The 18,794-nt window shown below is 72.9% G+C and carries 19 protein-coding genes, 1 tRNA gene and 1 other RNA gene; 5 read left to right on the top strand and 16 right to left on the bottom strand.

Annotated features, from left to right (window positions below; all coding sequences use genetic code 11):
- Positions 1–30 precede the first annotated feature (30 nt).
- Positions 31–504: a nitroreductase family deazaflavin-dependent oxidoreductase gene (locus ACIBBF_RS11175; RefSeq protein WP_397413226.1), complete on the top strand. Its 474-nt coding sequence runs from the start codon at positions 31–33 to the stop codon at positions 502–504.
- Between the two features lie 21 nt (positions 505–525).
- Here ACIBBF_RS11175 and ACIBBF_RS11170 read toward each other — a convergent pair whose 3' ends face one another.
- From ACIBBF_RS11170 to ACIBBF_RS11155, 4 genes are all read right to left on the bottom strand, one after another.
- Positions 526–1,971 (bottom strand): serine hydrolase domain-containing protein, encoded by a 1,446-nt coding sequence (locus ACIBBF_RS11170; protein WP_397413224.1) that lies wholly within the window; start codon positions 1,969–1,971, stop codon positions 526–528.
- Positions 1,972–2,081: 110 nt separating this feature from the next.
- Positions 2,082–2,660, bottom strand: a complete 579-nt coding sequence (locus ACIBBF_RS11165) for an NADAR family protein (protein WP_397413222.1) — start codon at positions 2,658–2,660, stop codon at positions 2,082–2,084.
- A gap of 113 nt (positions 2,661–2,773) precedes the next feature.
- Positions 2,774–3,166, bottom strand: a complete 393-nt coding sequence (locus tag ACIBBF_RS11160; protein ID WP_397413220.1) for a VOC family protein — start codon at positions 3,164–3,166, stop codon at positions 2,774–2,776.
- Positions 3,163–3,579, bottom strand: a complete 417-nt coding sequence (locus ACIBBF_RS11155; RefSeq protein ID WP_397413477.1) for a MarR family winged helix-turn-helix transcriptional regulator — start codon at positions 3,577–3,579, stop codon at positions 3,163–3,165. The genes ACIBBF_RS11160 and ACIBBF_RS11155 overlap by 4 nt, the downstream gene beginning before the upstream one ends.
- Before the next feature lie 227 nt (positions 3,580–3,806).
- Here ACIBBF_RS11155 and ACIBBF_RS11150 point away from each other — a divergent pair, with 227 nt between their 5' ends.
- Complete coding sequence (locus ACIBBF_RS11150; RefSeq protein ID WP_397413218.1) at positions 3,807–3,983, top strand: hypothetical protein; 177 nt, start codon at positions 3,807–3,809, stop codon at positions 3,981–3,983.
- Positions 3,984–3,988: 5 nt separating this feature from the next.
- Here the strand turns inward: ACIBBF_RS11150 and ACIBBF_RS11145 are convergent, their stop codons facing one another.
- Both ACIBBF_RS11145 and ACIBBF_RS11140 read right to left on the bottom strand, forming a co-directional pair.
- Positions 3,989–4,405 (bottom strand): NUDIX domain-containing protein, encoded by a 417-nt coding sequence (locus ACIBBF_RS11145; RefSeq protein WP_397413216.1) that lies wholly within the window; start codon positions 4,403–4,405, stop codon positions 3,989–3,991.
- The gene (locus ACIBBF_RS11140) at positions 4,402–7,146 is read right to left on the bottom strand and encodes a DNA polymerase III subunit gamma and tau (RefSeq protein ID WP_397413214.1); all 2,745 of its coding nucleotides are present in this window, start codon (positions 7,144–7,146) and stop codon (positions 4,402–4,404) included. Before ACIBBF_RS11140 ends, ACIBBF_RS11145 begins: the two co-directional genes overlap by 4 nt.
- Positions 7,147–7,469: 323 nt before the next feature.
- On the opposite strand from ACIBBF_RS11140, the gene ACIBBF_RS11135 reads away from it, so the two are divergent.
- The gene (locus ACIBBF_RS11135; RefSeq protein ID WP_397413212.1) at positions 7,470–9,176 is read left to right on the top strand and encodes an HNH endonuclease; all 1,707 of its coding nucleotides are present in this window, start codon (positions 7,470–7,472) and stop codon (positions 9,174–9,176) included.
- Here the strand turns inward: ACIBBF_RS11135 and ACIBBF_RS11130 are convergent.
- The 4 genes from ACIBBF_RS11130 to ffs all read right to left on the bottom strand — a co-directional run bounded on the left by ACIBBF_RS11130 (position 9,106) and on the right by ffs (position 12,176).
- The gene (locus tag ACIBBF_RS11130; protein WP_397413210.1) at positions 9,106–9,768 is read right to left on the bottom strand and encodes a methionine ABC transporter permease; all 663 of its coding nucleotides are present in this window, start codon (positions 9,766–9,768) and stop codon (positions 9,106–9,108) included. The two genes, ACIBBF_RS11135 and ACIBBF_RS11130, sit on opposite strands and share 71 nt — an antisense overlap.
- Positions 9,765–10,817 carry a methionine ABC transporter ATP-binding protein gene (locus ACIBBF_RS11125; RefSeq protein ID WP_397413208.1) on the bottom strand — a complete coding sequence of 351 codons (1,053 nt, stop codon included), beginning with the start codon at positions 10,815–10,817 and terminating at the stop codon, positions 9,765–9,767. Before ACIBBF_RS11125 ends, ACIBBF_RS11130 begins: the two co-directional genes overlap by 4 nt.
- Positions 10,817–11,704, bottom strand: a complete 888-nt coding sequence (locus tag ACIBBF_RS11120; RefSeq protein ID WP_397413207.1) for a MetQ/NlpA family ABC transporter substrate-binding protein — start codon at positions 11,702–11,704, stop codon at positions 10,817–10,819. The genes ACIBBF_RS11125 and ACIBBF_RS11120 overlap by 1 nt, the downstream gene beginning before the upstream one ends.
- A 375-nt stretch (positions 11,705–12,079) precedes the next feature.
- An RNA gene (ffs, locus tag ACIBBF_RS11115) (signal recognition particle sRNA small type) lies at positions 12,080–12,176 on the bottom strand.
- A gap of 162 nt (positions 12,177–12,338) precedes the next feature.
- Between ffs and ACIBBF_RS11110 the strand changes: the two genes are divergently transcribed.
- Together ACIBBF_RS11110 and ACIBBF_RS11105 are read left to right on the top strand one after the other, a co-directional pair.
- Positions 12,339–12,423, top strand: a tRNA-Ser gene (locus ACIBBF_RS11110).
- A 135-nt stretch (positions 12,424–12,558) separates the two neighbouring features.
- Entirely contained in the window at positions 12,559–13,497 is a 939-nt protein-coding gene (locus tag ACIBBF_RS11105; protein ID WP_397413205.1) for an endonuclease/exonuclease/phosphatase family protein, read from the top strand.
- Between the two features lie 65 nt (positions 13,498–13,562).
- Here ACIBBF_RS11105 and ACIBBF_RS11100 read toward each other — a convergent pair whose 3' ends face one another.
- From ACIBBF_RS11100 to ACIBBF_RS11075, 6 genes are all read right to left on the bottom strand, one after another.
- Complete coding sequence (locus ACIBBF_RS11100) at positions 13,563–14,276, bottom strand: YcnI family protein (protein WP_397413203.1); 714 nt, start codon at positions 14,274–14,276, stop codon at positions 13,563–13,565.
- A gap of 63 nt (positions 14,277–14,339) precedes the next feature.
- On the bottom strand, positions 14,340–14,969 hold the full coding sequence (locus ACIBBF_RS11095) for a hypothetical protein (protein ID WP_397413201.1): 630 nt from the start codon (positions 14,967–14,969) through the stop codon (positions 14,340–14,342).
- 20 nt (positions 14,970–14,989) lie between these two features.
- A complete protein-coding gene (locus ACIBBF_RS11090) occupies positions 14,990–15,664 on the bottom strand; it encodes a LytR C-terminal domain-containing protein (protein WP_397413199.1) in 675 nt (224 codons plus the stop codon).
- A 19-nt stretch (positions 15,665–15,683) separates the two neighbouring features.
- Entirely contained in the window at positions 15,684–15,980 is a 297-nt protein-coding gene (locus tag ACIBBF_RS11085) for a type II toxin-antitoxin system VapB family antitoxin (RefSeq protein WP_397413197.1), read from the bottom strand.
- A gap of 188 nt (positions 15,981–16,168) precedes the next feature.
- Positions 16,169–17,824, bottom strand: coding sequence for an ABC transporter permease (locus ACIBBF_RS11080; protein WP_397413195.1), 1,656 nt, complete (start codon positions 17,822–17,824; stop codon positions 16,169–16,171).
- Entirely contained in the window at positions 17,821–18,765 is a 945-nt protein-coding gene (locus tag ACIBBF_RS11075) for an ATP-binding cassette domain-containing protein (protein WP_397413193.1), read from the bottom strand. Before ACIBBF_RS11075 ends, ACIBBF_RS11080 begins: the two co-directional genes overlap by 4 nt.
- Positions 18,766–18,794: the final 29 nt, after the last annotated feature.

Below are 18,794 nucleotides of genomic sequence, written 5' to 3'. Positions count from 1 at the left end.
GGTCAGCCCACGCACCCCTACGGTGGAGCGATGACCACCACCCTGCCGCCCTGGCTGCGGACCGCCTTCGCCGCGCCCAACGCCCTGTACCGCCACGGCATGGGGCGGGTGCTCGGCAGGAAGTTCCTCCAGCTCACCCACGTGGGCCGCACGAGCGGCACCGCGCACACCGTGGTGCTGGAAGTGCTGCGGTACGACAAGGACTCCGGCGAGGCGGTGGTGATCTCCGGGTTCGGCGCGCGGGCCCAGTGGCTCCGCAACCTCCGGGCGAACGGGGACGCCCGGGTCAGCTTCGGGCGCACGCCGCGCCGGGCGGAGGTCCGGTTCCTGGAGGCTGACGAGGCGGTCGACGTCATGGTCACCTACGAGGAGCGCTACGGCGTGCTCCGGCCCGTGCTGCGCAGGACGCTCGGTCTGCTGCTCGGCCAGGACTACCGGGGCACGGACGAGGACCGTCGCCGGCTCGTGGAGACGCTGCCGCTGGTCGCCTTGCGCCCTGCGTGACGGCGGGCGGGGCGCACCGGCTCAGGCGCGCCGGGCCGTGCCCGTCGCGTCCAGGAAGCCACGCTCGCCGAACGAGACGTTGCGGTCGATCACGACCGCGACCTCGTCCCCCGAGAAGCGCAGCGTCAGACGCCACTCGAACGGCGTACCCAGGAAGATGATCCGGCCGTCCAGCGTCGACTCGTCCGCCCAGGCGGCGGCCGTGGCGACGTCGGCCGGGGCGACGTCGGCCGGGGCGCCCAGGAGCGAGCAGGTGCCCTGGCTCCACTCCCCGTACCCGAACCGCACCGTGTGGTCCACGCCGCCGATGGTCATCGTCACCTCCGTCCGGCCGTCGGGGGCACGGCCCAGGACGACGGCGCTCACGTCGCGCTCGTTCGGCGCCAGCACGAAGGTCGCACCGTCCAGGGCCGCCTCGACGGGGCTCGACGCCGCACCGGCCGGGGTCGGCAGCGCCGTCTGGACCGGGGCTGCCGGGTCGGGTGCCCCGGCCTCGGGAGCGACCCAGGCGTCGTCGGGCAGCAGCGTGTCCCAGACGACGTCGAGCACGGACTGGAGGTCCGCCAGGCCCGACGTCATGGTGATCACCAGGTCCTTCTCCGGCCACACGACGATGTACTGCCCGAACGCGCCGTCGGCCCGGTAGGCACCGTGGCGGCACTGCCAGAACTGGTAGCCGTAGCCCTGGTTCCAGTCGGGCCAGTCGTGCGGGCCGTTCGGGACCTGCTGCGCCGAGGCCTGCGCCACCCACTCCGCCGGGACGAGCTGCTCGCCCGCCCAGGTTCCGCCCTGCAGGTAGAGCTGGCCGAACGCCGCCATCTCCTCCGTGGTGATCGACAGCCCGAACCCGCCCGTGTCGATGCCGTCCGGGTCCTGCTCCCACGCGGCGTGCGTGATGCCGAGCGGGGCCAGCAGGCGAGGCGTCAGGTAGTCGAGCAGACGCCGGCCCGTGAGCCGGTGCAGGATCGCCGACAGCAGGTAGGTCGCACCCGTGTTGTAGACGAAACGCGTGCCCGGCTCGTGCTCCACCGGCTGCGCCAGGATGGCACGGGCCCAGCGTGCCCCGGGCAGCGTGATGGTGCGGTCGATGCCCTCCATGGTGGAGGCGCTGTGGCCGGCCGTCATGGTCAGCAGGTCGCGCACCCGCATGGCGCGCAGGTGCTCACCCGGGTCGGCGGGCACGTCGTCGGGCAGCAGGTCGACGACCCTGTCGTCCAGGGTCAGGAGACCCTCGTGGACCGCGAGGCCGACGGCCGTGGACGTGAAGCTCTTGCTCACCGAGAACATCGTGTGGGGACGGTCCGCGGTGTGCGGGTGCCACCAGTTCTCGGCGATCACGTGCCCGTGACGCACCACCATCACGCTGTGCACGTGCTCCAGGCGGTCCAGGCGACCGATGAGTCGGCGCAGCGCCGTGGGATCCACACCCTGTGCGCGCGGGGTGGAACGGGGCAGGATCCGCGACATGCTGGAGCACGTCCTTTCGGTGGGAGACGCGACATTCTTGCGGACCGGACGCGGCGCCGGAAGCCGGGGTCGGCATCCGATACGGCCGGCGGGCGGCCGGCCGGCCCTGCTCAGTCCCGGAGCCGTTCCCGGGCCTCCATCAGGGCGAATCCCAGCAGGTTGAGGCCACGCCAGGCGGCGGGACGCTCCGCGTTCTCGTTCCGGGCGCCCATCCCGATGCCCCAGACGCGGTCGCGCGGGCTGGCCTCGACGAGCACACGGGAGCCGGTGCGCAGCAGGAAGTCGCGCAGCTCGGGGCGCGAGGCGAACTTGTGCACGTTGCCGCGCACCACGATCTCGAACCGTTCGCGTACCCACACGGCATCGTCGAAGTCACGCACCGTGCGACCCGCCGCCTTCGCGAGCGCGGGGTTCGGCGCCCCGACCGCGGCCCGTTCGGCCTCCGGGTCACCGAACAGGCGGGCCTTCTGCGCCATCATCCAGTGCTCGGCGGTGCGGTAGTGCACGCCGTCCACGATGAAGGGCGCTTCGAACCACTGGCTCAGGCTGCCCCTGCCGACCGAGCCGTCCGGCTCCGGCTGGTGCCCCCAGAAGTGCAGGTACCGGGGTGTCGCGCCCGCGTCGACGAGTGCCCGGAGCTCGTCGACGGAGCGGGCGGAGGCAGGCCGGAGCGTGAGGTTGTGGGACATGCCCGGAAGTGTGCCAGGAGCCTCTGACACGGCTCGCCGTGGACGTCATCCCGTTCACGATGCCGTTCGCGACCGAGGTGCCGCCCGAGGTGCCACGGCATCGAGCGCGCGTCTCAGCCCGCGACGACCTCGACCTCGTAGCCGTCCTCGTCCTCCAGGTAGGCCGCGTAGTGATCGGGACCTCCCGCGTGCGGGTGCCGCTCCGGGAAGAGGAGTGCCCAGCCGTGCTGGGTGGCGTCGTCGGCGAGCCTGTCCACGTCGGCACGGGTACCGCCCTGGAACGCGAGGTGGTTGAGCCCGGGCGCGAGGCGGTCGTGCGCACCGGCCACCATGGCCGGGCTCTGCTCGACGACGACATAGGTGCCGTCCAGGATCCAGCTCACCCCGGCGCTCCACCGCTGGTGCTCGGCGTACCCGAGTGTGGTCAGGAGCCAGCCCCAGGACCGCTCGGCGCGCGCCAGCGACGGAACCCACAGCTCGACGTGGTGCAGCCGGCCCCGGGTCACGGTGCGGCCGCCGCGATCACGCGGGTCAGGCTGCGGTGCAGCAGCCCGAGCTCCTCCGCCGACATGCCCAGGCGCGCCATGATCGCCGGCGGAACCTCGAGGGCACGCTCCCGCAGCGCGCGGCCCTCGTCGGTGAGCTCGACGGCGAGCGCCCGCTCGTCGCGAGGGTCGCGCCCCCGGGACACGTAGCCGATCGCCTCGAGCCGCTTGAGCAGGGGCGACAGCGTGCCGGGGTCGAGCTGGAGCAGCCCGCTGAGCTGCTTGACCGAGAGGGGCGACTGCTCCCACAGCGCCAGCATCACCAGGTACTGCGGATGGGTGATCCCCATCGGTTCGAGCAGCGGGCGGTACAGCGCGATGACGCTGCGCGAGGCGACCGCGAGGGCGAAGCAGACCTGGCGGTCGAGGGCCAGGAGGTCTTCGGGCGCACTCGCCGCGGACTCGGCCGGGGCGTGGCTCTCGGCGGGCGCGTCCGCCTCGCCGGCGGTCACCTTCGAGGCGGACTTCGAGACAGACGTCGAGGCGGACGGCGACGTGGCTCCCGTCCTGGGCGTGACGGCCATGGAGCTCCTCTCCGATCTTGACCAGGCTATCAGTTGGTGTGCAAACTATTGGTACACCAATTAAGTGGAGGCACACCATGCGCAACAGCGACGGCCTGACCCTGGGCTACCGCTTCAAGTGGCGGCTCAACTGGCTGCTGCTCCACGTGGCCGGCCCCGCCGAGCAGGCCGACGACACCGACCCCCGCCGCCGGATGGAGCGCGAGCGCGCCGCGCTCGTCGCCCGCAACCGTGCGGAGCGGGACGCCCGCTGAGCCGGTCAGTGCCCGGCCGCGGTGAGCAGGTCCCGGGACAGCGGGGCGAGCGGATAGCGTGCGACCGGGTCCGCCGGGTCGATCCACACGAGCTCCTCGAGCTCGGCCTGGACGGCGATCTCCACACCGGGACGCAGCCGCACGCGGTAGGCGTGGGCATCGACGACATGATCGGGCTCGTTGGCGGCGACCGCGCCGAACCGGCCCAGGCTCTCGACGTCGGCCGGGTCCAGCCGCAACCCGACCTCCTCCTCGAACTCGCGCAGCAGCGCGGTCAAGGGCTCCTCCCCCGGCTCGATCTTGCCGCCCACCTGCATGAAGGCCTGCGTCCCCCGCTTGCGGACCAGCAGGTGCCGCCCGTCGGCGCGCTCCACGACCGCCGCGACGATCCGCAGCGTCGTCACCGGGTTGTCCGCACTCATGCCTGCTCCACGATCTCGTCGATCACCGTTCCGCCCAGCACCTGCACCACGAGCGGCACGCCGACCAGGCCGGCCGAGGTGATGTCCGGGTCGTCGTCGGACGGTTCGTCGTAGAAGTCCGGCCCGCCACCCGTCCCTGTCTGCGGCTCGGGCCTGTGCGCGGCCGCTCGCGCCTCGGGCGCACCACTCGCAGCGCGTGCCCGCCGCTCGTTCGCCTGCCGCAACGCCTCGCGTGCACTGCCCGCGCCCGACGTCGGAGCGCGGGTGGGCGCCGGAGCCTGCTCCTCGTACACCGGCTCGGGTTCAGGCATGTCGTAGTCCGCCGGAGGCTCGGACGCACTCGCCCCCGAGAGCCATGCCTCGTCGGCAGCGCTCGCCGCCGACGGCGGACGGGCCGCGGGACGGGTGGGCTCCGGGCGCCCTGCGTCGGGCCCGGACGGCTCCGGACGAGACGGCTCGGGGCGTTCGGCCACAGCGACGCTCCCCGACGCCACAGCAACACCTGCGCGCGCGCTCGCCGGAGAGCTGCCCGACGCACCACCTGGCACACCACCCGGTACGCCACCCGGTGCAGGTGCGGTGGCAGCCGTCGCCGAGGCGACCCCACCGCCGGGAGCAGGCACGTCCGGCCAGTCCGACATCGGGGGCGCGGCCGGGGCCCCGGCGCCCTCTGCCCTCGGTCCGGACCCGCCGCCGGGCGACGGCGTCGTCCCGGACCCCCCTGCGGAACCACCGGGTGCGCCACCGCCAGGTACACCACCACCAGGTGCACCGCCGCCCGAGGGCCCCTCGTCAAGGGTCGCCTCGACCCGTACGCGGATGCCGAGCGTCTGGTAGACCGCTTCTTCCACGGCGCTGGTGTGCCGGGCGTTCGAGAAGGCGCGGGCGAGCCCAGGAGCCGCGAACCCCAGCTTCAGCGTGCCACCGTCCAGCGCTGCGACCTGGGCGTTCGGGCCGACGAGCGACCACGTCACGCGGGCCGCGGCAAGCGCACCGAGCACCTCGGGCCAGCGCCGCCGGACGGTCTCCGTGGTGACCCCGGGCTCGACGCCGTCTGCCGCGGGTGCCTCACCGCCCGACCGGGACGAGACGGGGGCTGCCGCGGCCTCAGGCGCGGCAGGGGCAGCCGCTGCGGGAGCGGACGCGGTCGCCTCGGGCGTCGGTGCGGCCTCGGGCGCGGCCACGTCCGGTCGTGACGTCTCTTCTGCGGGCGGCGTCTCCACCGGTGCGGGCGCCGCAGGCGCCGAGCCGGTCGACGCGTGGGCGACATCCGATCCGGCGGCTTCGGACCCTGCGGCTTCCGACCCCGAGTCCGAGACGGGCTCCGCCACGTCGGGAGCGTCCGGTGCGGCAGGCTCCGGAGCCGGCTCCGCCGTCGGAGCGGGGCGGGTTGCAGCCGGGGCCTGTGCCGGCGCCCGGCCCGGCTCGTCCCGCTTTCTGCGCGCGTCCAGCACGGCCCGTGCCGCGGCCGGGCCGGTGAGCCCGCCGGCAGGCGACGGGTCGGCCGGCGCGGAGGCGCCGGACACGGACGTGGCACCGGCCGCGGGCGCCGACGGCGCTCCGGATCCGACGATCCCCCCGCGTTCCAGCCGATCGATGCGGGCGGCGAGCCCCGCGGCGCCGTCGTCGGCCCCGGGCAGGAGCAGGCGCGCGCACAAGAGCTCCAGGTGCAGGCGCGGCGAGGTCGCGCCCGTCATCTCGGTGAGTGCGGCATTCACCAGGTCTGCCGCGCGGGAGAGCTCGGCCACGCCGAGGCGCCCCGCCTGCGTGCGCATGCGGTCGAGCTGATCGGTCGGGATGCCGCGCAGTACGGCGCCGGCCGCATCGCCCGAGACGGCGATGACGATGAGATCGCGGAGGCGCTCCAGGACGTCCTCGACGAACCGGCGCGGCTCGTGCCCCGTCGCGATGATCTGGTCCACGACCCGGAAGATCGAGCCTCCGTCGCGGGCGGCGAGCGCGTCCACGACGTCGTCCAGCAGGCTCGCGTGGGTGAAGCCGAGCAGCCCCACCGCCAGGTCGTAGTCCACGACCCCGCCCGTCGCGCCGGCGATGAGCTGGTCCATCACGGACAGGGAGTCGCGGACGGATCCCCCGCCCGCTCGCGTGACCAGCGGGAGCACCCCGCCGCCCACCTCGATCCCCTCGGCGCCGCAGAGCTGCTCCAGGTACGGGGACAGGACGTCCGGCGGCACGAGCCGGAACGGGTAGTGGTGGGTGCGCGACCGGATGGTGCCGATGACCTTGTCCGGCTCCGTGGTCGCGAAGATGAACTTGATGTGCGGCGGAGGCTCCTCGACGATCTTGAGCAGCGCGTTGAAGCCCTGCGGCGTCACCATGTGCGCCTCGTCGAGGATGAAGATCTTGTACCGGTCGCGCGCCGGCGCGAAGGTGGCGCGCTCACGCAGGTCGCGCGCGTCGTCGACACCGTTGTGCGACGCCGCGTCGATCTCCACCACGTCGAGCGAACCCGGGCCGCCGCGCGCCAGCTCGACGCACGAGGGACACTCGCCGCACGGGGTGTCGATCGGCGACTCCGGCGTGTTCTTCGCGCAGTTCAGGGTGCGCGCGAGGATGCGGGCGGACGTCGTCTTGCCACAGCCGCGCGGACCGCTGAACAGATAGGCGTGGTTCACCCGCCCGCTGCGCAAGGCTTGCATCAGGGGACCCGTGACGTGGTCCTGGCCGATCACCTCGGCGAACGTCTCGGGCCTGTAGCGGCGGTAGAGGGCGGTGCTCACCCCCGCAACGATAGACGCCACCACCGACACTCGTGTCCCGGCCGTCCACAACGGTGCTCGTTCGGTGCGGCGAGCGCTGCGCGGGTGTGCCCGACGTACGGAGAGGGCGGTCCGCCGCTGCCGAGGCGACAGCCCCGCCCAAGGCCGCACCCGGTGACGAAGGACGAGCGGGACTGCCGCCGTGGGCGTCCCGGAGGCACCGTCCTCGCGTTCCGGTCGGGTGCGGAGGTTGTCCACAGGCAAACGCGACTCCCTCTGCATTTCGAACGCGTGTGCTATACGATGGCTTCAGATCGAAGTCTCCGGCGGAAGGGTGATGAGCCATGCACGATGTCGCCCCTGGCCTGCGCGCCGCGCCAAGCCTGCCTGCCGCCACCGACACGACTACAAGCACCAGCGGCAGCGCTGCCCACAGCCTGCCGGACGTGTCCCGTCCGCAGATCGGTGCAGATCAGGTCGCGACCCTGCACGCCTGGCTCCTGACCGCGGCAACACCGGCAGCCGACGTCGCGCGGGTCGACACCCTGCGCGCCCTGGAGGAGATCAAGGCGGCGTGCGCGGCGGTACAAGCCCAGGTCCTGGTCGAGCTGCACGACGACGCCCTGCGGGCAGCGCGTGAACACGCGGCCGATCCTGCCGGGCACCACGACGCGGCAGGCCGGCAGATTCCCGTCACGGCGCGGTCCGCCGAACGCGACGCGACCGCGAGCACGGTCCAGCAGGCTGCCCGCGCACTGCGGCTCTCGCCGCACCGCACCCGGACGCTGCTCGGGGCTGCGCACGTCTGGCACGAGGAGATGCGCCACACCCTGACCTCGCTGCGCACCGGCAGGCTCTCCGAGGAGCGCGCGCTCCTCCTGGTCAAGGAGACGGCATGTCTCACCCCGGAGGACCGCGCGCGCATCGACGACAACCTGTGCGCCGACCCGGCGACGCTGCAGGGAGTCGGCACACGACGGCTCGTCGGGCTGATCAGGGCCCGTGCCAACGAGCTCGACCCGGTCGCGCTCGTCCGGCGCGCAGCCCAGGCTGCCACTGGACGCCGGGTGTCCATCCGGCCCGCCCCGGACGCGATGGCCCATGTGACGGCCCTGCTTCCCATGGCCCAGGGTGTCCAGGTCTACGCGGCGCTGCGGTTCGCAGCGGAGTCCGCCCGGCAGACGCGCGGTGACGAGCGCTCGACCGGGCAGATCATGGCCGACACGCTGGTCGAACGGATCACCGGACAGGAGCGCGCGGCTGCGGTGCCGGTCGCGGTCAACCTCGTCGTCTCGGACGCGACGCTGCTGGGCGGCGGGCACGAGCCCGCTGTCGTACTGGACGCGACGGGTGCCGGGCACGGCATCGTCCCGGCGGCCGTCGCCCGCAACCTCGTGGCCGGCGCGCTGGACCTGGACGCCGCGTGGCTCCGGACGGTCTACGCCGGTGACCGAGGCGACCTCGTCGGGGCCACCAGCAGACGGCGGTTCTTCGCCGGCGGGCTCGCCGACCTGCTCCGGATCAGGGATCAGGGCGCCTGCAGGACACCCTGGTGCGACGCGCCGATCCGGCACCTCGACCACGTCCGGGCAGCCGCGGACGGAGGCGGTACCGAGCTCACCAACGGGCAAGGGCTCTGCGCCGCATGCAACCAGGCCAAGGAGGCTCCCGGCTGGCGCTCGACGGCAGGCACCGACCCGGAGACGGGGCGGCACGTCGTCGTCACCACGACGCCGACCGGTCACCGGTATCGGTCGGTCGCACCTCGACCACCACGGCCTGCGGAACATGCGCCACCCCGGCCACGACCGGCCGACCGGACAGCGCCTCGGCGGTCCGGCCCGCGCATGGCGATCTCTCAGCCCAGGCCGCCGACGCGGCCGGACCACGACACGGCAGCGACGGCGGCGGGCGTCAGTGGGCCGTCACGTCCGTCCAGTACAGCGACGGCCGGCACCGAGACCGGTCGACGAATGTCGTCTACCGCCGCAGCGCCCGCCGGGCCAGGGCGTTGCCCAGCCACTGGACCGCCTGCACGATCACCACGATGATCACGACCACGACCGCGGTCACGGCCCAGTCGTACTGCCGGTAACCCTGGACGATCGCGAAGTCGCCCAGGCCACCCGCGCCCAGGTAGCCACCGATCGCGGACATGTCCAGCACGCCCACGAACAGGAACGTGTAACCGAGGATCAGGGGCGCGAGCGCCTCCGGGACCAGCACGGTCCGCACGATCCGGAACGGCGACGCGCCCATGGCACGCGCTGCCTCGACGACCCCGGGGTCGATCGAGACGAGGTTCTGCTCGACGAGCCGCGCGAAGACGAAGGTGGCCATGAAGCTCATCGCGAACGTGAACGCCTCGATGCCGATCGTCTTGCCGATCACGGCACGGGTCAACGGACCGAGCGCCACCAGGAAGATGATGAACGGCACCGGCCGCACGATGTTCACCGCGAGGTTCAGCACCGCGAACACGACCCGGTGCTGCAGCAGGTTCCCCGGCCGGGTCAGGTACAGCCCGAGCCCGAGCGCCAGGCCCAGGACGCCGCCGACCAGCAGCGTGATCAGCACCATGAACGCGGTCTGGCCCGCGGCCTCCCAGAGCAGCGGTGTCAGCCGCTCCCAGTCCTCGGTCATGCGTCAGCCCTCCCGTGATCGTCCACCCAGGTCACGCTCCGCAGCGCCGCCACCGCGGCCTCGACGGCAGCGGCCTCTCCGACGAGCTCCACCGTCAGCGACCCGTACGGCCGCTCGGCGACCTCGGTGATCCCGCCGAACACGACGGTGCCGTCCACGCCGTGCTCGCGCAGCGTCCGTGTGAGCACGGCCGACGAGCCGGCCACCTCGTCCACGCCGACCGTCACGATGTGCCCGGTGTGCCGGGTCCGTAGCCGGGCCAGCACCTCGGGCGAGGGCCGGTCGCGCAGAGCCGTCGCGACGAACCGCCGCGTGGTGTCGTGCGCGGGTGCGCTGAACACCTGGTAGGCCTCGCCCACCTCGACCACGTGCCCGCGCTCCATCACGGCCACGCGGTGGCAGATCGACCGCACCACGTCCATCTCGTGCGTGATCACCACCACGGTGATCCCGAGCTCACGGTTGACGCGCTGGAGCAGGTTCAGCACGTCGCGCGTGGTCTCGGGGTCGAGGGCCGACGTCGCCTCGTCCGCCAGCAGGATGCGCGGGTTCGTCGCCAGCGCCCGGGCGATCCCGACGCGCTGCTTCTGCCCGCCCGACAGCGTGGACGGGTAGACGCCCGCCTTGTCCGCCAGGCCGACGAAGTCCAGCAGCTCCGCGATACGCGCCTCGCGGCGAGCACGCGGCCAGCCGGCGACCTCGAGCGGATAGGCCACGTTCCCCGAGACGGTCCGGGAGGAGAGCAGGTTGAACTGCTGGAACACCATCCCGATCCCGGCGCGGACGGGGCGCAGGCGCGCCTCGCTCAGGGAGCCGAGGGACGTGCCGTCCACCACGACGTCGCCACCGGTGGTGCGCTCGAGCGCGTTGATCAGGCGGACGAGGGTCGACTTCCCCGCGCCCGACTGACCGATCACACCGAAGATCTCGCCCTCGCGGATGTCGAGGGTGACCCCGTCGACGGCGCGCACCTCGGCGCCCTTCCCCCGGCCCGGGAACACCTTCGAGGCATTCTCGAACCGGATGATGCTGCTGGTCGCCGCAGGCATCAGGAGGCGTCCTCCTGGATGCCGGCCAGGATCTCCTGCAGCTCGGCCGCGGAGTTGTCCTTGATGACGCCGGTGCCGCCCGACGCCTCGATCACGCCGTCGGTGACCTCCGGGGAGTGGTAGATCTCGACGAGCTGCTGGAACACCTCGTTGTCGGCGTCGGCCCCGCGCGCCACCCACACGTTGATGTAGGGCTCGGCGGCCGACGAGTCGGGGTCGTCCGAGAAGATGGCGTCCTCGGCGGTCAGGTCGGCGTCGCCCACGAAGTCGTTGTTGATGATCGAGGCGTCGACGTCCTGCAGCGCGAGCGCCGTCTGGGCGGCGTCGACCGGGGTCACGGTCACGCGCGACTCGTCCTCCAGCACGTCGGCCGGCGTGGAGAACGCGGTGCCGCCGTCGCGCAGGGCGATCAGGCCGGCCTCCTGCAGCACGAGCAGCGCGCGGGCCTGGTTCGTGTCGTCGTTCGGGATGGCGATCTCGCCGCCGTCGGGGATGCTTTCCACGCTGTCGTGCTTGAGCGAGTAGAGGCCGAGCGGGTAGACGGCGGTGGCCGCGATCGGCGTGAGGTCCGACTCGGTGGCGGTGTTGTAGTTGGCGAGGAACTGCAGGTGCTGGAACTGGTTGAGGTCCAGGTCACCGTCGGTCAGACCCTGGTTCGGGAGCTGGTAGTCGCTGAAGTTCACGAGCTCGACGCTGATGCCCTCCTCCTCGGCCAGGTCGGTGAACGTGGTCCAGTAGTCGTCGCCGGAGTTGACGACGCCGATGCGGACCGGGTCGTCGGCCGAGCCCGTGGCGGGGGTGATCTCGTCGGAGCCCGCGCAGGCGCTCAGGGCGAGGGCGGTGGTGACGGCGAGGCCTGCGGACAAGACAGTGGTGAAACGAGACATGGGTGGGTCCTCTCGGAGCGCACGGACGCGGGTGTGCCTGTGCTCAGGATGCGGGGGCCGGCGTGTTGCGCAGGCCGACGTGCGTCGGCGGGCCACGGCCATCAGCAACGTGGCGAGCTCGGGACGGTGCGGGTGCGACCCTCAGCGGGTCGCGGGAGGGTACGGCGCGCTCAGCGCTCGCACATTCGCCCGCCGCGCACGCGGTCGCGACACATGGCGTCGCGACAGGTGCGCGACGTCGTGGCGGCGGTCCAGGTGCGGGTCATGCGGACATCGTGCGTCACGGCAGGGCGCCAGAGCCAGCCGCTTCCGGAAAATCCCATCATGCGGACGAAAATCTGTCCGCATCGTGGCGGACCCGCAGAACTCCGGGCAAGAGAGGACCCCTCGCACACCCACCAGAGCTCACTTACCCTTGCTGCCTTCCGGCCCTGGGGGAGTTCGGCGAGATGGTGCCGCACGAGGGGTCTGCCCCCAGCCTAACCGATCCGGGAGGCCCGGCCGAACCCGCGAGCCCCCGCACAGGCCGGGCCCACGCCACGATTCGTTGTCCGAGCGAGGTGTCCGGTATCCTCGTCAGGCCGCGCCAGACTTCGGTCCAGTGGCCGCGCGCTCGCCCAGGGGTGGGACGCGAGGAGGATTCGCCTAGTGGCCTATGGCGCACGCTTGGAAAGCGTGTTGGGTTAACGCCCTCGGGGGTTCGAATCCCCCATCCTCCGCAGTCCGATGACGCGAGACATCACCGATGTCTCGCGTCATCGTCGTTTCGCCCCCACGTCATGCGGCGTTACGGGCGCGCTCATCTCGGTCTGGTCGGGTTGACCGGCATCAACCCCTGACCTGGAGGAGAGCGCATGTCCACGACCCCCGGCATCTCACGCCGCACCATGCTCACGGCAGCAGGAGCCGTCGGCGCCCTCGGCGCCTCGGCCGCACTGGCTGCGCCGGCTGCAGCGCAGACCGCGCACGGCGGCAGGCCCGTGATCGGCCCCGCGCGCGGCGAGTGGCTGCACGCCATGAGCTTCAACGTGCGCTACGACCGCGAGGGCCAGACCCAGCCGGGCGAGCCCGACTACTGGCCGGAGCGAGCGCCGCTCACCGCCGCGTTCCTGCGGTTGGAGCAGCCGACGATCCTCGGTGTCCAGGAGGTGGAGTTCAACCAGCTCACGGCGGTCGAGGAGGGCCTGGGCCGCGGCTACGAGATGGTGGGCTTCGGGCGCGACGGCGGAGCCGCGGGCGAGTACTCGGCCATCTTCTACGACGCGCGCCGGCTGACGGTGACGTGGTGGGACCAGTTCTGGCTCTCCGACACGCCGGCCGTGATCGGCTCCGCCACCTGGGGTAACACCGTGACCCGGATCGTCACGTGGGCCCGGTTCCACGACACCGTGACCGGCCGTGACTTCGTGCACATCAACTCGCACTTCGACCACCAGGCCGAGAACGCCCGCCTCCGCAGCGCCCAGGTGGTCCGGGAGCAGGTCGCCGCGGCCGGCCTGCCCGTCGTCTTCACGGCGGACTGCAACGCCGCGGCCGAGGCGTCCGCTCCGTACGACGTGCTGGTGACCGACGGCGGCCTCCAGGACACCTGGCTCGCCGCGGACCGCCGGCTCACGCCGTACGCGGGCACGTTCCCCAACTACGGCGCCCCGGACCCGGACGGCACCCGCATCGACTGGATCCTCGCCACGCCCGGCGTCGAGGTGCGCTCGGCGGCGATCAACACGTGGACCCGGGACGGCCGGTACCCCAGCGACCACACCCCGGTGCAGGCGCTGCTGCGCATCGCCTGAGGCCCGGCCGCGGGCACCGCCCGGTCGCGCCGCCCGGCATGCGGACGGCGCGACCGGTCACGCCATCAGGCGCGACGGCGCGTGGCCAGCGCCACGCCGATCCCCGCGGCACCGACCACGAGCCCGGCACCGCCGAGCCACCGGCCCACCGGGTCCACGGCGTCGGTCGTGGCCGCCGCGGCATCGTCCGCACCGTCGGACGACGTCGCGGCGCCGTGGTGCCCGTCCTCCTCAGCAGCGGTCGTGGTGAGCACCGGCGCGGGTGCCTCCGGCTCCGTGCCGTCGTCCGCCGGGAGGTCGTCCCAGTCGACGACGTTGCCGTCGGTGTAGGTCTGGTGCGCGGGGAGCACCACGGTGGTGCCCTCCTCGGGCAGCGCGCCGACGCGGACGGCGAACTCCTGGTACTCGTGCGGCGGCACCTCGTGCCCCTCCTGGGCGGTCCAGGTCACGCGGACGGGCGCCTCGTCGACGGTCGCGCCCTCGACCTCGAACGGCTCGTCGAGCGTGGCGGTCTCGACCTTCACGTCCCAGCCGGGCAGGCTGCGCGGCGTGACGCTGAGGAAGGGGGTGTCGGTGGGCAGGTCCACGACCAGCTCCGACGTGGACGCCGTGTCCGACTCCGTGGGCACGCGGAACGTCAGGCTCGCGTAGCTCTCGGCGGCGGTGGTGTCGGGGTTCACGGTCACGTGGGCGTACGCCACCGACGGCAGCAGCACCAGGACGGCGGTGGCGGGAACGGCCGCGAGGGCGCGGCGGGCGGGCATGCTGAAGCGAGTCATGTGCTCGGTCTTTCGTTCTGAGGGGTGTGCGGGCGTGCGTGGACGCGCCCCCGCCCGAGTTCCTCAGGCCGCGAGGCGCATCACCAGGGCCGGCGGCGGCCCGCGCTCCGGCGCGACGGACAGGTCGACGGAGCCCGACGGCACCACGGGCACGACCGGCACGAGGGCCCGGCGCACGACCGGGAGCCGCAGCAAAGCCGCCGCGAGGGGACGGACCAGCCAGGACGCGAGCAGCCAGATGCCGCGCTCCACACCCACGAGCAACGCGACGGAGACCACCGTGGCCACGACGTGCCAGAGGAGCATCCCCGCGCCGAGCGCGGTCGGCTCGGCCCCGGCCGCGCAGGCCCCGGCGCCGCCGAGGACGGCTCCGGCCGGGTGCGCATGACCCCAGGCCGTCAGGCCGTCGTCGGGCAGGGTGGGCGCCGCGCACGCGCCGCCCAGGTAGGTGAACGCGCGGTGGAGGGCGTACTGGCCGAGGCCGGCCAGCGCCAGGCCACCGGGCCAGCGCACCTGCCGTCGGACGGCGACCGCGGTCACCGCGAGCAGGAGGGCGCCGAGGAGCGCGATCGCCTCGGCGGGCGGCAGGTGGCCACCGGCCTCGAGGTGCGCCGTCAGGGCGAGGGCGAGGACGACCACGGCCCACAGGAGCGCGCGGCCGAGGCCCACTGCTCCTGAGGACGGGTCCGGCACAGCACGCACCCTAGCCGGGACTACCCCTCGGGCTGAACCTCGTCGGCGGCCTGCTCCGGCACGGCCGGCATGATCTGCTTCTCCGGCGTGATCGAGTCGGCGGGCACGCAGTCCTCGGCGTTGCGCAGCGGCTGGTCGGCGGCCACGTCGACGTCCTTCACGTCGAGGGGCACGTCGTAGTTCTCGCCGATGAGCAGGTCCACCGCGGGGCCGCCCCGGTCGTCGAGCACCAGGCGCATCTTCGGGAACTGCGCGGCCAGCTCGTAGGCCTGCACGATACCGGTGCGGCCGAACCGGATCTCCGACTCGGGCAGCACCACGGGCACGTTGCCGACCTCCATGATCTCGAAGCCGCGGTCGGAGAGGACGGTCTCGTGGGCCTGGCCGAGGCCGAGCTGACCGTCGGTCGCGTTGAGCAGGCGGACCTTGATCTCGGAGTAGGCGACCGGGAGAGCACCGTCGGGCTGCCCCTCGACCGCCGGGAGGCAGGCGACCGGATACGTCTTCTGCTCGGAGGCGCCCACCGTGGTGAACGGCCGGTTGAACGGGGAGCTGATCGCCCCCGAGAAGACCGCGAGCGCGAAGATGCCGCAGACCGCCAGGAATGCGATGAGCACACCGAAGACCACGGCCTGGCGCTCGTGCTCGCGGCGCCGGCGCTCCACGCGCGCCTGGTCGTACCCGGGGGTTGTCACGCGTCGAACCTACCTGAGGTCAGCGGATGGTGAGGACACGAGCGTGGAGCACGGGACGCTGCTGGAGGGCCGCCCGCACGGCGCGGTGCAGGCCGTCCTCCAGGTAGAGCGTGCCCTCGTACTCCACGACGTGCGCGAACAGGTCGCCGTAGAACGTGGAGTCCTCCGCGAGGAGCGTGTCGAGGTCGAGCGTGCGCTTGGTGGTCACCAGCTCGTCGAGCCGTACCTGGCGCGGGGGCACGTCCACCCAGTCACGCGAACGCGACCGCCCGTGCTCGGGGTACGGGCGGCCGTCTCCTACGGCCTTGAAGATCATCGGTCCGTCCTCACTGGGCTCGGCGGGGCACGGTCCGGGAGCGGCGGTACGACCTGCCTGCTGGGCACCGGACGGGCTCCCGCACACTACCGGACGGTACCTGACCGCGACAGCCGGCAGGACGCCGGAGCGGCGTCCTGCCGCTGATCGCGGTCAGGATCGTTGTCGGAACGTCATCGGCCCGGCCGTCAGACGGCCGGGACGTCCCGGCGGCGGAATCCGACGAAGGCGAGCACGAACAACAGCGCCGCCACCCCGCCCAGTCCCCACAGGCGCGACGCCTCGACCTGTTCGAGCGCGGGGTTGCCCACCCACCAGAACGGCGAGATCTTGCGTGCCCACTCGGGCAGGTCGAACAGGTCGGCGAACATGCCCACCAGGAAGACGTACCCGACCATCACCCAGGCGACGCCGGTGGCCCGCGGCAGCCAGCCGTAGAGGGCGGCCGCGAGACCGACGAGCACCGCGAGGGCCGGCAGGTACGCGAGGCCCAGCTCCAGGTACTCGCCGAACCGGACGTCGTCGTACCCCGTCGAGGCGGCGCCGAGCCAGAGCGCGAGCGCGCCGGTGAGCTGGACGACCACCGTGCCCAGGAGCGCGACCACGAGCGAGGACGCGAACCAGCGCCCGCGGGACACCGGCGTGGCCAGCGTGATCTCCGTGCGGCCCGCCTCCTCCTCGCCCTTGACCCGGAGCGCCGCGGCGGTGCCGTAGGCGGCTGCACCGGCCGCGATGTAGAGGCCGAAGATGCCCAGGAATGTGCGGACCATGTCCTCGTTGCTGCCGAGGAGGGCTGCGTAGATCGGGTTGCCCTCGACGGCGTCGAGCATCTTCGGCACCTCCCGGATGATGGTGCCGGAGCCGAGCCACATGAGGCCGAGGCCGAGCGCCGTCCACATCAGGGCACCCCGCTGCTGCACCCAGGCCAGCGGCCCGGGGCCGGTCAGCGTGGGCCGGGCGTCGGCGTGGCCCGGGCGGACGGCGACCAGCCCGCCCCCGAAATCGCGCCGCGAACCCAGGAACGCGGCGACCACGATCAGCACGACGATCGCGGCGACGCACAGGCCGAGCGGCCACCATCTGAGGTCCACGAAGACCCGGGTCTGCTGGACCCAGGCGATCGGGGACAGCCACGACAGGGCGCTGCCGTGCCGCTCCTGGACGTCACCCAGCGCACGCAGGAGGAACGCCGCGCCGAGCACCGCGAGGGACACGCCGACGGCTCCCCGGCCGTGCTCGTACGCCTGGGCCGCGACGAGCGCGACCGCACCGAAGACGAGCGCCCCGAGCGCGATCCCGGAGGTCATCGCGAACGACTGTCCCGCGTCGAAGCCCTGCGCGGTGACCGCCATCGCGCTGGTCACGGCGATGACGACGTTCATGACGAGCACCAGGAGCAGGGCTGCCACGGACGGCGCGTGACGGCCCACCGCACCGGCGCGCACGAGCTCGGACCTGCTGCTCTCCTCCTCGGCACGGGTGTGCCGCACGACCTGGAGGATGCTCATCACGGCCAGCGTGAGCACGACCCAGAGGATGAACTCGTTCGCGACGGCGGCGCCGGGGGTGTAGTCGTCGATGCCGTAGCCCGGCCCGGTCATGGAGACCATCGCGGGCGACGAGACCAGCACCGAGCGGGCGGCGCTGGCGTCGGGGTCGTCGAGCAGCACGTACTCGCCGAGCCCGCCCGCGTACAGGAGCGTGACGCCGAGGGTCCACCAGAGGATCCGCGTGCGGTCGCGGCGGAGCATGAACCGCAGCAGCATGCCCGTACCGGCGAGGGTGGACCCGAGCGCGGGGCCGGCGACGGCAGGAACCGGCGGCGTGGCGACGGCGGCGCTCATCGCGTGCCCGCCGTCTCGGACTGCAGCGCGTCGCCGTAGTGGCGCAGGAACAGCTCCTCCAGCGACGGCGGGGTCGCGGTGAGGCTGCGCACGCCGAGGGCGGTGACGGCGGACAGCACGGTGCCGATCTGCGCGTTGTCGACGTCGAACGTGACCCGGGTCCCGGCGCCGTCGGAGGGCGTGCCCACCAGGTCGTGCACCCCGATCAGGTCGGCGAGGGCCGCGGGGTCGGCCCCGACCACGGCGGTCACGCTCGTGCGGGTGAGGTGGCGCAGCTCGTCGAGCGTGCCGGACTCGACGTCCACGCCGTTGCGGATGATCGTGACGGTGTCGCACACCTTCTCGACCTCGGACAGGATGTGGCTGCTCAGGAGCACGGACCGGCCCGCCGCCTTGGCCTCCCGCACGTACTCGGTGAACACGGCCTCCATGAGGGGGTCCAGCCCGGAGGTGGGCTCGTCGAGCACGTACAGCTCGGGGTCGGTCAGGAAGGCTGCCACCAGGGCGACCTTCTGCCGGTTGCCCTTGGAGTAGGTGCGCGCCTTCTTGCGAGGGTCCAGCTCGAAGCGCTCGAGCAGCTCGGCCTTGCGGGCCTTGAGGCGGGCCCGGTCGGCGCGCCCGCTGAGGCGGGCGAGGTAGTCGATGCACTCGCCGCCGGTCAGGTTGGGCCACAGGCTCACGTCGCCGGGCACGTAGGTGATGCGTCGGTGCAGCGCGACGGCGTCACGCCAGACGTCGCCGCCGAACAGGCGGGCCGTGCCGGACTCGGCCCGGAGCAGCCCGAGCAGCACCCGGATGGTGGTGGACTTGCCGGCGCCGTTGGGTCCCAGGAAACCCCGGACCTCCCCGGGCTGGACGGTGAGGTCCAGGCCGTCCAGGGCCCGGACGCTGCCGAAGGACTTGCGCAGGTCGTAGATCTCGATCGCTGGTGTGGCGGTCATGGCGTACTCGCTCTCTGACGTGGTGGGGG

The sequence above is a fragment of the Promicromonospora sp. NPDC050880 genome (assembly GCF_044456525.1).
Classification (GTDB): domain Bacteria; phylum Actinomycetota; class Actinomycetes; order Actinomycetales; family Cellulomonadaceae; genus Promicromonospora.
The sequence above is the reverse complement of the archived record's forward strand: the minus strand, read 5'-3'. Positions and strand labels throughout refer to the sequence as shown.